This window comes from Pedobacter lusitanus, assembly GCF_040026395.1.
GTDB classification, from domain to species: domain Bacteria; phylum Bacteroidota; class Bacteroidia; order Sphingobacteriales; family Sphingobacteriaceae; genus Pedobacter; species Pedobacter lusitanus.
Genome location: NZ_CP157278.1, coordinates 1,195,870 through 1,212,452 on the forward strand (window position 1 = coordinate 1,195,870; position 16,583 = coordinate 1,212,452).

Below are 16,583 nucleotides of genomic sequence, written 5' to 3' on the forward strand. Positions count from 1 at the left end.
AGGTTATTTATTAGGTTAGTTTTTTATTTAAATACTGATCACATTCACTCCCAGACGGACATTTTTTGTCATGAGTTCTTCTATATACGCGGCTAGTTTATCTATACTTTTACATTGGAATATATTTTTCACCGGCACATTTATACCCAGCTCTTTCTGTATACAGCTGCTCATACGCATAGCCAGTAAAGAATGTCCGCCGAGTTCGAAGAAACTATCCTGAATACCTACAGGAGACACCTGAAGCAGTTCTTCCCAAATCTTCACCAGACCGGATTCCAGCTCAGTTGATGCCGGAAGATAGGCCCTGCTCATCTGGTATTTGGCAACTGCCGATGGTAAAGCTTTTTTATCCACCTTACCATGAGAAGTCAGCGGCAGAGCTTCCAGTTCCACAAATATGTGCGGAACCATGTACTCCGGTAAATTCGATTCCAGATAAGCCACCAGATTTTCCTGATTAAAAACCCCGGCAGGCACTACATAGCAGATTAACTGATTATTACCTGATTCATCCGCACGAACCAGTATGACCGACCGGCTAACCAGTCCGCTTTGCTGTACAACACTTTCGATTTCTCCGGGTTCTATTCTGTAACCACGTACCTTGACCTGATCATCTATACGACCAATAAACTCTATATTTCCATCGGGCAGCCACCTGCCTACATCACCTGTCTTATACAAACGTCTGCCAGCCACTTCCCCAAAATGATCATCGACAAATCGCTCTCTGGTCAGTTCATCCCTGTTCAGGTAACCCCGTGCTACACCCGCACCGCCTATACAAATCTCTCCCGGTACACCTACAGGCAATACACTACCCCTGTTATCCAGAATATAGATCTGTACATTTCCAACGGGTTTACCAATTGGCAGATACTCCCCTTCTTTTTTATGCTGTTTATACTGGTAAACGGTAGTCGTTATCGTACATTCTGTTGGTCCATACGCATTGTAAAAACTCAGCTCCGGATTATCCTCTGACCAGCGCTGTGCTATTGAAGTTCCGCAACGTTCTCCACCTGCAATCATATATCTTAAGTGTTTTAATTCACTATTCTGCATCAGACCGGTCAGGAAGCTCGGTGTGGCATCCAGAATAGTAATTTTCTCTTTTTCCACCACCTCCATCAGGCTGTACCCGTCAAGCTGTATCTCTTTTGGTATCAGTACCAGTCCTGCACCACTAAGCAGGGCCATAAATAACTGCTCTACAAAAGGATCAAAGGTATAGTTAGAGAATAACAGTACTCTATCATTGGTAGTCATCTTTAAAACCTGCTTACGGTCACAGATTAAGTTCACAACACCTCTGTGTTCAACAAGAACTCCTTTAGGCTGCCCGGTAGAACCCGAAGTATAAATCACATAACATAAATGACCAGGACCAAGATCTGTCCTTACAGATTCCGGAGATTCCTGACTAAATATTTCCCGGTCACCATCTACAGAAATGATACGGATACCCGTAAAATGTTCCAGCAGAGATCTGTTTCGTTCACTGATCACTACCAGAACCGCTCCTGTATCTGAAAGCATATAATTAATTCTTTCCTGAGGATATTCCGGATCAACCGGTACATAAGCTCCGCCCGCTTTCAGAATACCCAGTATACCAATGATCATATCAGGAGAACGATCCATAAAAACCGGAATCAATGTATCCTCCCGGACTCCTGCATTGCGCAGATAGTGTCCAAGCTGATTACTCTTTTGATCAAGTTCCCTGTAAGTCAGCTGCTGATCCAGATAAATCAGGGCAGTTGCATCAGGATTTTCTCTCACCTGGGCATAGAATAAATCAACCAGACTATCATTATAAGGATACACTGATTCTGTGGAATTAAAAGTCTGCAGTAATTCCAGTTCATGTACCGGAAGTACAGGTACAGCTATAATATTTTCTTCATAATGATCCAGATAAGCCTCCAGCACCCGGTCAAAATAAGCATGTATATCTGCCAGTGTCTTACCACTTTTAAGTTCCCTTGTCAAATGATAACTGATAACCAGGATATCTCCCGTAACACTCACCGAGCAATCCAGAAAAGTATTTGTTGATTCATAACCACCTGCAGTCGCAGACTCTTCTTCTTCAAGCTGAACATGTCCCTGCTGTGCAAATAATCCGCCTTCGCCTTCCAGCTGATCATATACGTGGAAATTAATATAATTGAAAATCACATCAAAGAATGGATTACCGCTGGATGACTGTTCACCGGTCAGCTGGGCAATTTCCATTAAAGGCATTCTGTCACGCTCTTTTAAAGACATCAGCTGCTGCTCAACATGTTCAAAGTAGTCCTTCCAGATCACATCAGACTCTTTTTCAATGAAACGGAATGGTATGGTATTGAGAAAGCAGCCCAATACCTTATCACCATCTTCAGTCAGCGGACGACCATTGGTCACAACCCCCAGCGTAACTTCCTGATCAGCGGTCAGCATGCTCAACATATACTGATAGGCACCAAGAAACATACCTTTCAGGCTAAGCCCATCTGCCTGAGTTCTGTTTTTTAATCTTTTCAGGTAACTCAGCTCATAGGCCTTTCCCCAGTTATCATCAACAACAGTTTCCGTAAATATATCCAGACGCTTGTAGTCTATCAGCGAAGTAGTCCAGAATACACGGTTATCTTCATTCCGTTTTTCAGAAATACTTTCCATGACAAAATCACGATAACTTGCCTTTAAAGGCAGCAGCTCCTTAATTTCTCCATTGGCCAGCAGTTCTCTGTACAGATTATTCAACTCTGTGGTAAAGGAAGCTACACTCCAACCATCAAATAACGCATGATGGAACTGGAAAACCAGGATATGCTCCTTTGAAGTCTGAAACAAACTCATCCGCCATAATTTCCCCAGATGTACCTCGAAAGGAATAGTACGCTCCCGGGAAAGATAACTTTGCAGATAAGAACCTAGTTCATCATTGCTCTTTGCGCTGATATCTGTAAACGGTATAGCTGCATCCACCTGTTTATAAACTAGTTGTATCCCCTGAGTATGTATATGAAGGTCAAACCTGGTTCGCAAAATAGAGTGTTTGGAAACCAATAGCTTTAGTGCCTGCTCCAAAACAGCCTTATTCAATATCAAAGGCAGTTTAAAAGTGAGCTGATCATGATAAACAGCCTGTTCGGGATTTAGCTGGGAGGCATAAACCATACCACTCTGAATATCACTCATCAGATACAGATCTTCTATTTCCTTCTCGTCATCAAGTTCAGGCAGCACGCGTAAACGCAGGGATTCGAATTCCGCAGCTATAGTGTCCCGGACTGGTTGTCCCGGCTCTTCTTTCTTTGCTTCATGCCCTGAGTCAATCAGTGCTGACAGGCGGCTGATCGTTGAGCATTCATAGAGATCATATAAACGAATACTATCATTAAATACCTTTCGTAAGCGGCTGATTACTCCAATAGCTATAATTGAATCACCGCCAAGTTTAAAGAAGTCCTCATGAATACCGGGTTCATCAATACCCAGAGATAAAGCCCATATTTCTTTTACTTTTTGTTCCGTCTCTGTTTGTTCTTCCTGATGGTCTGTTCTGACAATTTCTACACGATTAATATCCGGCAATGCCTTCTTATCCAGCTTGCCATTTGCAGTTAATGGAAATACATCCAGCTCCAGAAATACATGAGGCACCATATAATCCGGTAAACGTGATTCCAGATATTCAATCAACAGATCTTTATCAAACTGCTTCTCCTTAGCCACAACATAACCTGTCAGTCTTTTCTGGCCGGATTCATCAGCAGTAGCCAATACAACACATTGACTAACCAGACCACTTTGATCAATAGCATTTTCAATTTCTCCCAGTTCTATACGATAACCACGAATTTTTACCTGATCATCCCTCCGGCCTGTAAATTCGATATTTCCATCAGCAAGCCACCTGCCTATATCGCCGGTTTTATATAAACGCCCGCCATTCACAAACGGATCTGCTATAAATCGTTCCGGGGTTAAATCTTCATGATTCAGATAACCTCTGGCCACACCTGCACCACCCACATAAATTTCGCCCTGTACCCCAACAGGAACCAGCTGCCTGTAACTATCCAGCACATAAGCCTGCCGGTTGTTCAAAGGCCTTCCCAGTGGGATATTGGCTTTTGACTCCCTCTCCTTAATCAGGTAACTCAATGAAAAAGTCGTGTTTTCAGTAGGTCCGTACCCATTGATCACGGCCTTTTCCGGATAAGCCTGACGGAAACGATTGATATGAGGTGCTGATAATTTCTCCCCTCCCACCATTACTGACGACAGGCTTTCAAACAGATCTATCTCTACATCAACCAGCTGGTTAAACCAGCCTGAAGTAAACCACATGACTGTTACACCATTACTGGTAATTACCTCCTTTAATAATTTATTATCGGTTAAACTGGATGAAGGACATAAGACCAGACGCCCGCCGTTGAGCAGCATCCCCCAGTATTCAAATGTTGTTGCATCAAAAGACGGAGAACCCGCTGATAAGATGGCATCTGAAGAGCTTAGCTTAATATAATTTGCACCTAAAATCAGACTGCTCACATTTCCATGTTCTACCAGAACACCTTTAGGCTGACCGGTAGAACCAGAGGTATACATCACATAACATAAATGATCAGGACGAAGATTAGCCCGCACAGGTGCTTTAGATTCCTGAGCAATTATTTCCCGGTCTTTATCTACTGCAATGACCCGGATTCCTGCATATTGATCCAGCAAATGCAGATTACTCTCCATACTGACCACTATATCCGCTCCCGTATCGGCAAGCATATAGCTGATCCGCTCCTGAGGATAAGCAGAATCTACCGGTACATAAGCTCCACCCGCTTTCAGAATGCCCAGAATACCGATCATCATATCGGGTGAACGGTCAATACAGATCGGAACCAGCTTATCTTCCCGGACCCCCGCCTTACGCAGATAATGTCCGAGCTGGTTACTGCGCTGATCCAGTTCTCTGTAGGTAAGCTGCTGATCCAGGTAAACCAATGCAATTGCATCAGGACTCTGATCAGACTGCAACATAAACAAATCAACAAGTGTCTGATGATGAGGATATGCTACAGCAGTTGAATTAAAATCATATAACAATTCCTGCTGTTGTGATTTACCTAACATAGGTAACAGATCTATCTCTCTGGCTGGTGATAATACGATCGACCTGAGCAATTCACGATAATTACCAAACATCCGGTCTATAGTATCAGCCCTAAACAGATCTGTACAATATTCTACACTGATTTCTATCCCGTTACTACTTTCCACTACAGACACATTCAAATCAAACTGACTGGTTGTGCGTCCGGTTTGTTTTGCAGACAAAACAGCCTCCCCTAGCCGGAACTCAGGTACTTCAGGAATATTTTGTACTGTAAAAATGACCTGGTATAAGGGGTTACGACTCTTGTCACGCTCCTGTCCAACTGCTTCGACAACACGTTCAAAAGGTACATCCTGATGTTCATATGCACCAAGAGCAGTCTCTTTCACCTGCTGCAGAAAATCCACAAAAGCAGGATTAGCGCCAAGATTACTCCGCAGCGCAAGCGTATTGGCAAAATAACCGATCAGTCCTTCCAGTTCCTGACGGGTACGTCCGGCAATCACACTACCCACACAGATATCATCCTGACCACTGTAACGATGAAGCAGGATCTTGAAAGCTGATAACATGGTCATATGTAATGTAGCTCCGTGCTGACGCGATAAGGACTGCAATCCGGCAGCTAATCCCGTATCAATCGTGAAAACCGACATCGCTCCGTTAGTACTCTGTATAGATGGACGTGGATAGTCCGTAGGTAATTCCAGCTGATCAACACCAGCCAGACGATTTTTCCAGTAATCTATGCGAAGTCCCCACTGGGAATCTTCCTGATTACGCTGCCATACTGAATAGTCTCCATATTGCAGTGGCAATGCAGGTAATACAGGTGATACTCCTGTTGTATTCATCTCATAGAGCGCAACCAGTTCCCTGATCAGCACAGAAAGAGACCAGCCATCTGCAGCAATATGATGAAGAATCAGAACCAGTATATGCTCCTGGTCTGATATACGGATCAGATGCCCCCGCAGCATATGATCACTATGTAACGCTATAACCGCCGAAGATAGTGCTGCCAGTAAATTATCCAGGCCAGCCTCTCCGCCACTGTAATCTGTTATCCTGTCCAGAGACCAGCTGTCTTTCTGCAAAACAAACTGAAATGGATTACCATTGATATCCTGGTGAATAACCGTCCTTAGTATCTCATGCCGGTTGACTACTTCATTTATAGATTGTTCCAGTGCGTCTATGCTGAATGTACCCGATAAACGGAAATACATTGGCATATGATAATGCGTACTTCCATTGAGCTGATCAATTCGCCAAAGTCCTTCCTGACCATAAGATAACGGAACATGTTCTTTTCTGAGATTTACGGGGATCGGTACATTGTCAGCATCAGCCGATACATTTTGTGTAATATACAATGCCAGCTTCTCTATATTTTTGCATTGAAATATTGTTTTGACAGGGACATTAATACCCATTTCTTTCTGGATATAACCACTAACCCGCATAGCCAGTAAAGAGTGTCCGCCAAGCTCAAAAAAACTATCCCGGATTCCTACCCTGGATACCTGAAGCAAGCTCTCCCAGATAGCGATAAGTTTTGTTTGCAACTCATTCTCTGCCGGAACATAATTTATATTTAACCGCGCTTTAGTATCAACTAATGGCAAAGCTTTTTTATCCAGTTTCCCATGAGGAGTCAGTGGAAATTCAGTCAGTTCCATAAATACATGAGGTACCATATATTCCGGTAATCTGTTCTCCAGATAAGAGATCAGCTCTTGCTGATCAAAGTTCTGTGCTGAAATGACATAACAAATCAACTGATTGCTGCCAGACTGATCCTCACACGCAATAACAACCGTCTGATCCACCAGACCACTCTGCTGCACAGCATTTTCAATTTCTCCCAATTCTATACGATAACCCCGCACTTTAACCTGGTCATCTATACGGCCAATAAATTCAATGTTTCCGTCAGGAAACCACCTGCCTATATCACCTGTTTTATACAAACGACCACCTTTTACAAAAGGATCAGCAATAAATTTCTCTCTGGTCAGCTCATCGCGGTTCAGATAACCACGGGCTACACCTGCACCACCAATCCAGATTTCACCCGGCATTCCCACAGGTAATAAATTACCAGCAGCATCTACGATATAAATTTGTGTATTCTTGACAGGCTTCCCGATTGGCAGGTATTTTCCTTCGGCCCTGTTTGTATCGAAATGGTATATAGTTGAGGTTACGGTACATTCAGTTGGCCCGTAAGCCACATAAAAGTTCAGTCCCGGATTTCCAGTCCACTGCTGCGCCAGTAATGTTGTACAGCGTTCTCCGCCTACCATGACATCTTTTAAACTACCCGGAGCTTTATCGCATGGCACATTTCTTAAAAAACCAGGAGTATTCAATATATAAGTAACCTGTTCCTGAGCAAGTACCGAGACCAATGCTTCAGTATCCAGTTGTACTTCTTTTGCTATCAGTACCAGACCGGCACCATGTAATAATGCCAGAAACAGCTGTTCAACAAAAGGATCAAAAGTATAGTTTGTAAATGCTGCTATACGATCACCAGGAACAACCTTTAAGAGTTCCTGACGATCAGTAATCATATTCACCACATTTCTGTGTTCTACCATAACCCCTTTAGGCTGTCCCGTAGAACCCGAGGTATAAATTACATAACCTAAATGATCAGAACGAAGATCTGTCAGTACCGGTTCTGCAGATTCCTGATTAATTCTTTCCAGATCCCCATCCATCGAAATCATCCGGATATTTACCTGATGAGCCAGCAATGATCTGCTATTTTCATTACCTATTACAATACGGGCATCCGTATCAGCAAGCATGAAATTAACACGCTCCCGGGGATAATCAGGGTCTATAGGTGCATAAGCCCCCCCAGATTTCAGAATCCCCAATATGCCTATGATCATCTCCGGCGAACGTTCAATACAAATTGGGACGACCGTATCCTCCCGGACACCTGCAGCACGCAGATAATGTCCCAGCTGGTTACTCCGCTCGTCAAGCTCTCCGTAAGTTAAACGCTGATCCGCATAAATCAACGCAATTTCTTCCGGATACTGAGCAGCAGCGGAAGCAAACAGATTCACCAGAGTTTTATCCGCAGGGTAAACTCCGGCAGTTGAATTAAAAGATTGTAAGATGACCAGATCTTCAGCAGTCAATACCGGTACCACATCTTTTTCTTTACTTATAAACGCAGATACCGCTTGCTCTGGGTTAACCCGGATCTCACCAATATTTTGCTCCAGAGCTGTTGCAAATTGCTTAAAAATATCCAGCAGCTGCTGAACAAGTAAAACGATCTCAGTCTGCTGAAAGTACTCATGGCGGAATCCAATAACTAATTTTAATGGCTCTTTTTCCGCATAGTCAAACCACATAATTTCTAATGGGGTTTGCTGATGCTTACTAAACATCAGGAAATGATCCGTTTGTATATCCGGGCCAAGATCCAGTGATAAATCAAATACGATATGATTAATAATGAAGTCAAAGAAAGGACCATCTAAAGGGTCATGTTTAAAATGTCTGCTCAGATCGCCACCCAGATAATCGAGATGATCATAATCTTCTTTTTGAGAACGTACTACATCTTTTATAAAGTCAATTAACCTGATATCAGACTGATAGTTAGCTAAAAAAGGGACTACACCTGAAAACATCCCGACAATCTCTCTCTGATATCTTTGTTTTCTCTTATGTGCTGTCGTACCAAAAAAGGAATTATCCTGCCCGTACATTTTAGCCAGGTAAACTGCCATGGCAGCAATAGTTAAATGCTGTAATCTGGCCTGAGAATCAATTCCTAATTGTGCTAACAGAAGCTGTTCATCTTTTTCCAGCGTATAAGTATAAAAACTACTTTCTCTGCCTGATTCACTAAACTGATCATGCTTTCGCTGAACAATAGTATCTGGTTTAATTGTTATTTTTTTCTTCCAGTAGTCGCCACTTACGTTATAAGTTTCCGAGCCATAATGAGCCACAGCTTTTTCTACTTCCGCTAAATAAGAAGGCGCTGTAAAAATCTGCTGTTCGTTATTCAGCAGACTTTTATATTTATCGGAAATATAATTTGTCCATACTCTTACACTATACCCATCAAAAAGTAAGTGATGGAATTTAAAATAATAATAATGCTCATCATCAGCTGCTTTAAGCAAATAATGTTCAACAAGTAATTTCGTTTTTTCTATCAGAAAAGGCTCATCCGTCTTATTTTGTATCCAAATACGAATTGCCCCAGAAGGATCAGTATGATCACTAAAATCAAGCTCCTGTACAGCAAAAGGATTGTCCTGATCAACGATATGATAATTCGGAGTGAAATCTTCCATTCCGATAGCCATTTTAAAAACATCAAAGACCTGATGGGCTGAGATGACGGCTTCAATTAACTTACCTGTATCAAGAGGACCTTTAATCTTAAAATAATTATTGATGTTGTAGTGAGGACTATTGACATTAAGCAATTGGTCAATATAGATATCCTGTTGCGCAGGATGCAGTGGAAAGGCATGAGATGAAAGTGTCATGGAAGATGAGTTTTTATCCCCATATATTTCAATGGGGATATAGGTGAGAATTTTAAAAGATGATTTGTTTAGATTAGTTAATCAATTATTTGTTGTACAGAATTTCTCTTTCTCCAAATAATCGTTCAGCCACTATTCCTCTTCCCCTGCACTCTTCAATTAACTTATTTGACTGAACAATAGGATTAGACTCGTCAGTATATTTAATACTGCTGATAAATTCGACCCAGGGCTCCTGTCCCATTGCATACACATAAACCTCTTTCGGATTGAAGATATTAACCAGGGACATCCCTTTTTTACAATCTGACCCTGATAATCTTCTGCTGTTATCCTGATCTCTTGGTAACTTTTGAGGGAGTAATTGTCCGTATAACCAGGATAAGGGTGCTCCATCACATTCCATTCCCAGAAAAATAACATCTATATCTCCCAGTCTTCTTTGAATATGCGCATATATTTCAGGCTCCATTATTCTTGAATCCGCAAAAAATGCCAGTTTAAAATCACCTATCTGAACAAAATAACACGACTTTGTTAAGATATTCAGATCGCTGTGCTCACCAGTAAAAGGTACTCCTGTAATAATTGCATCAGCAAATCTGACTGATTCCATTTCACTGATCGAAATTACATTATCAAAACCAATATGATTGAACATCAACTTCAGGTCAGGGTCCTGAAGTTTTCCGCTGCAGGTACTTGGAACAATAATATTTTTGATCTTATGACGTAACGGCAATAAGGTCTCAAACAGAATATGATCCTGATGATTATGTGTAATCAGCACATAGTCAATTGTATCAGGAAGATCCACATCCGAGAAATGATCGACTTTCGAATCATAACCATAATAGCTGATCAGCGGGTCGACCAATATGCTGATATCTTTGGTTTCAATTAATATACAGGCATGTCCGAAGTATCGCATACGAATTTTATCACCTGCATATTTTTCATATACCGGAGGAACATCTGTGGTGAAAAAGGTCTCAAAGAGCGCCGACTGGTCTTCGGTAATCCCCATAATTTTACTGATATATTCAATGGTCTGGGGATTTCTTTTCATTTTAGCCAGTTCGTCGATACCCGGATGATCAAAAGGTATATCCAAATGCAAAGTATGTTCATCATTTAGTTTTGGCGTACTCAGACAAAATGGTCTGTGATCATTATTGGTTATCCATAAGGCTAAACTCTGGGAGCCTTTATTGTAATAAGTGCTGTCGTATAAAAGAGGTTCAAAAAATCTGAATCCACCATTATTATTCCGGTCGTAATATAACTCTACATACCCCTTAAGTTCCTCTGGTACGCTTGCATACATCTCCTCCATTGCAAATCCTTTAGCATCAGATTTCAAGAGCTTATCCAGTTTATTCACTGCCTTTGAAAATTCCAGAACAGGTTGTTGTTTTGACAATGTATTATCATAAATAGCTTTTACTTCTCCTGCCCGTTCAACCGGTATGTCCATAAAAGGGCCACCTCTTAAGTTCGGATTCAGTACAGCTTCTGCATGGAGCTCTGGCGCCATTAAATAGGACTCCATAATAGTCATGTGTCTGCCAACTATGTTCATAGCAGCTGTTGCGGGAGAGATCAGATGACTCCAGGCGTACCATTTATCGACTAATGGTTCCATTACGACATTGGGCTTCAGGTATACTTCAGTGTTTTTCATTGATAGATTAATTGTAGGTTAATTTTACTTTAAGATAAATAATAAGGGCGAAAACTCTGTTTAAAGCGAAAAATAAGGTACAAAGCCTATTAAAACACCATAAAACAGAGATATATTTACATTATTGGTATTTATAATAAATAATTAATAAATACAATTTCAGAACGAAAAACCACAAAAACAAATTATAATAGATATAATTAAAGTTTATTTACAAAAAACCCGGTACACACCCTCCTATATGAAAACAGAGGCCATATTAATTTCGGTCTCAATAAATAGAAAAAACCATCTTGCATTAATGATTAATTCATATTAAAAAATAGGCTATAAAAAAGCCGCCTTAAAATCCATAAGATTTTAAGGCGGCGGAAAATCAAAAAAGACTATAAAAAACCTAATGAATTCAATAGGCCTGGCAGATAAATTATATCCGTATTTTTTTTGGAGGTAATAATACTGCGATCAGAGAAACCAGCAGCACAAAACTAAATTCCATCCCATTTCTTCCCGGGCCAACAACAAACCAGCCATCAGGATAATGGACCAGTACTATACCAGTGATCAGAATCAGACAAAAACAAGGTACAATCAAACGAAGAAATTTGCCCAGGATCAGTAAAACCGATCCGGCGATCTCAAATAAGATCATTGCCCAGGCTATGATTATACCAAAAGGTGCAAATCCAACAGCATTTAAATAAGATTCGCCAAAGGCATTAACCGTCTGGTTAAATACACCATGCAAACTATGAGTCAGAAAAATAGTTCCGACAGCTAAACGTATCAAAAAGAGAGGGTCTATTGCGTTAATTTTATTCATTCTTAAATATATTATTTTTTCCTGTACGCAAAAACAATCCTGGTTAAGTGATGATAATTTAAGATCAGGCCCCGGAACTTTTCTCTTTCAGCATCCTCTCCAGTTTTTCAATATTCTATTTTCTGATATTTAAAGTGTCGTCAGCATAGTCAGGATCTTAGCCTCGAAGTTTGTATTTAATTTCCCGTTCTCAATCACGTTGACAAAACCCAGGCTGCAGTGATGCTGATCCTCTCCAAACTTATAAGCATAACCCCCTATAATATGCGCTTTATCATCAGAACTAGTCGGATATAACAATAAACTATGCTTACTTTTCCAATGCGCATTGTAGGCGAACATTTGTTTCAGATCCTCATCAGAGGGCTGATTGTCTTCTATAATTTTCCACTTGGTATCTATGATGAATCTCTCTGGAATATCCTGTGTATTGGAATGCTCCTTTTCAAAATAAATATCAGGACGGATAGTCTTGTTATTCCAGAAGACCTGCTTGTTTTGACGTTTCACCAGATAACGCCCCGTAAGACACTTATCTAAACAAACCGTAACAAACTCTTCCCAAAGTTTGTTCATATCAAAAAGAATCGCAATCAGATTTTCATTCCCTCCATGAATATCAGGAGAATAATTCAGGATAATCAGCTTTGCAATGCTGATAGCTTCTTTGTATGGATTAGTTTTTCTGTCCCACTTTATTCTATTAAAATGTTCCGCCCCGATTTTGATCTCCCTGATTTCCGGGAGTGCAAACAGGATACGGTTTATCCGGTCTGTCAGTGTAGCTCTTACATTGATATTTTTAAGTATCAGTAAAGCCTTCAAAAGTATCTGATGGACTAAATGATCATAAGTATACTGCTGATGCCGGGTATAAAAACGTTCTTTATGGACTAAATTATGCTGAATATTTTTTGTGAATACCAGCCCTCCCTTCAAGGCCGAAACATTACCTTCTGTTTGTCCGTATTTTTTGAATAATCCGCTGTGCAGCAGAAAATCCAGCTGATCCAGATACGACTCAAAATATAAATCCAGTAATGAATGCTGTTTGCGGTTTAAATCAGCAGTTGTCAGGCTATCAATCTTCAGTCTTTTACAAATCTTAAGCATCTGCAACAGTACTCCCTGCCACTGACCAAAATCAGCTGATTTATCTTTATCTGCTTTAGGTAATATCTCAATAACCGTATTGGATAGCTGAATAACTCCAACATAGTTTTTAAATTTCACGCCATTCCTGACTCCGACAAAATACTTTTGCTGATGGTTATCATTATACTTCCATAAACCATCAATAATTTCTGGTCCAAGCCTTGTGCCGTCATTGCAAAGAGCATACTTATCCAGCATATCATGCTCAAAAACCTGAATCTTTCTAATCATACTATTGATTTAAAGTCCCACCGCTCTTTTGGTCTGATCACATAAGTATAACGGTCAATAAAGGAGTCAATTTCAGAAGGGTCATATTCTTTAAAACTTGCAAAGCCTGTATGATTATGATTAAATCTTTCTACAAAAGAATTGCCTAATACCAATCCGATCTTACCGAAATCTCCATAAAAATATTCCTGCAGCAATGGAATAATTGAATTTTCAAATGTCTGAACGAGCTCTCCGAAGGTTTTGATCTCCATAAAGTAGGTATGTCCTATCTGATGATCTTTATCCAGCAACATAATTAAACGCCTGTTAATTATATCAAGCAGTTCTTTTAAATTTATACTGCCATTATTCAGTTTAACAACCCTGCCGGCCAGCAGATCCGAATCCGGCATCATTTCTGAAAAGATAAAACGGCGGCGAAGTGCTGTATCCAGTGCTTCAACAGATCTGTCTGCAGTATTCATCGTACCGATGATATATACATTATCAGGAACGAAAAATGTCTTTTTAGAATAGGGCAATACAACTTCCAGAGCTTCTGCATTACCATTACGTTTACTTTTTTCAATCAGGGTAATCAATTCACCGAAAATTGACGAGACATTACCCCTGTTTATTTCATCAATGATCAGGACAAACTTCTTTTTCGAATTATCAATAACTTTCTCTCCGACATCATAATTCATCTTGATATATTCTCCAATTGGAATGGTATAAGATTTCCAGTCTATGATTTCATTATCAATGATATATTTTTTGACCATCTCTTTGGTAACTCCCATATCATTGGCATTTTCTATCTGAGGAGTAGCAACAGATGTCTCATTCGTATTGATTCTAACATTAAATTTCTTCTTGTAAACTGGAGTCACCAGTTCAATTGAGCCCTTACTTTCCACTTCTTCCACAAATTTGGTATAAGATTCATCAAATTTGGTCAGTGCCCTTCTTTCTCCGGCTTTGGCACAAAGTCTTTTAAAAATACCATCTTCAACTTTATAAATAACCTGCTGATCAATTGTTTCCGGCTTTATTCCCTCTACAAAATCCTCATAAGACATGCTCTGATGAAAAGTTGTAAAAACAATCTGTCCATCAATATCAGTATCCCAGTTTTTGATCAGTAATTTTCTAAATTCCACTGTCAGTTCCCTTCTCTTTTCCTTTTCAGTTTTTCCACTGCTGATCAGCTGATGATAAAAATCAGGATTTATAATTTCTATAGCCCTGTTAATTGTCTCATATGTTTTCCCGGTTCCCGGTGGCCCATAAAGGATTTGGTTTAAATTACTGTCCATATGATATACTGGCTGTATTTCTTGATTGATTTTTTTTACAAGAGACAGTCTCCTGGTAGAATTACACGTAATAAAGATTTCCCGGAGAAGATGGTCACTTGTATCATTATTTGGAATCATTACACATTTACATTGATAAGAGCAGAATTTAAATATTAAATAATAATTACAATTTACAAAATTTTTACAAATAGAGCAAATAATAATTATAATTTTCAATCGAATAAGTTAACACAAAAAGGTTTTACTAAAATATAGGCTAATCATCCGGATTCCAGCATTTCTTTCAAAGCTCAAATCAGCACAACTATTGTTTCATAATAAATTAAAAATTAAACCAAATAAAACAAATATTAAACTCATTAATAAATTAGTTATATTGTATTTAATCTTCTGAAGTTATAATCTCCCATTCTTTCATAGTCAGACTACTGAATCATGGTAAACCTCATTGTGCAAAAAGAAAAATAATGGCTATTAATCATCAAATATTTCAACAACTGATATTGGTCTTGGAAAAACTCATGCCGCTCTCTCTTCTTTTCAAAAAGACGCTGATGGATATGGTATTTGAAGAGCACCTTAAAAAAGGCACCAGGATTTTATACCAGAGAGAAATCCAAAAAAGACTTTGGTTTATCGTTGAAGGATCAGCAAGAGAATATAAAGAAGATCAGCACCCCGGTCTTCAGGAGCAAACTGTATGGTTCTGGTTTAATGGAGATTTGCTGTATACCATACCTGGTTTTTTCAGCCAGAATCCTTCAACTTCTACTATTGAACTTTTAGAAGATACGCATCTGATTTATCTGGAAATTGAAGATTATCTGCGTTTGGAAAAGGAAACGGCATTCCTGTTTGGAAAAATCAGAGATCACTATGAATCATTGAGACAGGAGTACAATACCAATAAATTACATTTAAGCGGTAAAGACAAGTATCTGGAATTGTTTAATGCACACCCGGCGTTGTTTAACAATGCCAAACAAAAGGATATTGCTTACTTTTTAGGAATAAATCCTAACTCCCTATCCAGGCTCAGAAGGGAAAACTGACCCGAAGGGTCTATTAAATAATCAGTTCGAATCTAACAATTGACAGGTACGAACTTAACCAAAAACGACTGTAATATCTTCTGATCTTCCTGACATTTAATCCTGGTTACATTAACTAAAAGATTAAAATGAGAAGAGAAAATGTATTAAGGATCATATCAGCTGTAATAGCTCTTTTATTTTTTTACACTGCGATAAGTAAACTTATTGAATTGACACAAAGCAAATCAGAAATGATAAACCAGGTATTTCCTGTAGCCATTGCACTGGTTTTGGTCTGGGCGGTTCCATTGACAGAACTGTTTGTAGTGGGCTTACTCCTTTATCAACCGCTAAGATTAAAGGGTTTTTATGCCAGTCTGATTTTGCTTTCCGCATTTACTATTTATATCGCGATCACGATGACTGGTACATTTGGAAGAATTCCCTGTAGTTGCGGTGGGATACTTAAACATATGAGTTACCAAACTCACCTCATTTTCAATCTCTTTTTTCTTATAGTAACCGGGGCAGGTATTTTCATAGAAAGATATTGCCCGGATCAATTATTATTTAAACGAAATAAAGAAAGGGGTCCGATCAAAAATTGAAGAAATATCAGATACAGCCATAAGCTCAGCTGGGATAAATACAGTCCACAATTAGCCGGATGGAAAGGGCTTCAAGGTTTCCGGATGGTA

General features: G+C 39.6%; 7 protein-coding genes. 2 read left to right on the forward strand and 5 right to left on the reverse strand.

What is annotated here, in order from left to right; translation table 11 throughout:
- Window positions 1–27 precede the first annotated feature (27 nt).
- The 5 genes from PL_RS05175 to PL_RS05195 form a co-directional block, all read right to left on the reverse strand.
- Entirely contained in the window at window positions 28–9,654 is a 9,627-nt protein-coding gene (locus PL_RS05175) for a non-ribosomal peptide synthetase (protein WP_041880807.1), read from the reverse strand.
- An 85-nt stretch (window positions 9,655–9,739) separates the two neighbouring features.
- Window positions 9,740–11,338 carry an MBL fold metallo-hydrolase gene (locus tag PL_RS05180; RefSeq protein WP_041880805.1) on the reverse strand — a complete coding sequence of 533 codons (1,599 nt, stop codon included), beginning with the start codon at window positions 11,336–11,338 and terminating at the stop codon, window positions 9,740–9,742.
- 427 nt (window positions 11,339–11,765) lie between these two features.
- The gene (locus PL_RS05185; protein ID WP_041880803.1) at window positions 11,766–12,161 is read right to left on the reverse strand and encodes a DoxX family protein; all 396 of its coding nucleotides are present in this window, start codon (window positions 12,159–12,161) and stop codon (window positions 11,766–11,768) included.
- Between the two features lie 129 nt (window positions 12,162–12,290).
- The gene (locus PL_RS05190; RefSeq protein ID WP_041880801.1) at window positions 12,291–13,547 is read right to left on the reverse strand and encodes an McrC family protein; all 1,257 of its coding nucleotides are present in this window, start codon (window positions 13,545–13,547) and stop codon (window positions 12,291–12,293) included.
- Window positions 13,544–14,848 carry an McrB family protein gene (locus tag PL_RS05195; protein WP_052496199.1) on the reverse strand — a complete coding sequence of 435 codons (1,305 nt, stop codon included), beginning with the start codon at window positions 14,846–14,848 and terminating at the stop codon, window positions 13,544–13,546. Before PL_RS05195 ends, PL_RS05190 begins: the two co-directional genes overlap by 4 nt.
- Window positions 14,849–15,318: 470 nt before the next feature.
- Here PL_RS05195 and PL_RS05200 point away from each other — a divergent pair, with 470 nt between their 5' ends.
- Window positions 15,319–15,903, forward strand: a complete 585-nt coding sequence (locus tag PL_RS05200) for a Crp/Fnr family transcriptional regulator (RefSeq protein WP_082035879.1) — start codon at window positions 15,319–15,321, stop codon at window positions 15,901–15,903.
- 128 nt (window positions 15,904–16,031) lie between these two features.
- Entirely contained in the window at window positions 16,032–16,493 is a 462-nt protein-coding gene (locus PL_RS05205) for a MauE/DoxX family redox-associated membrane protein (RefSeq protein ID WP_052496198.1), read from the forward strand.
- Window positions 16,494–16,583: the final 90 nt, after the last annotated feature.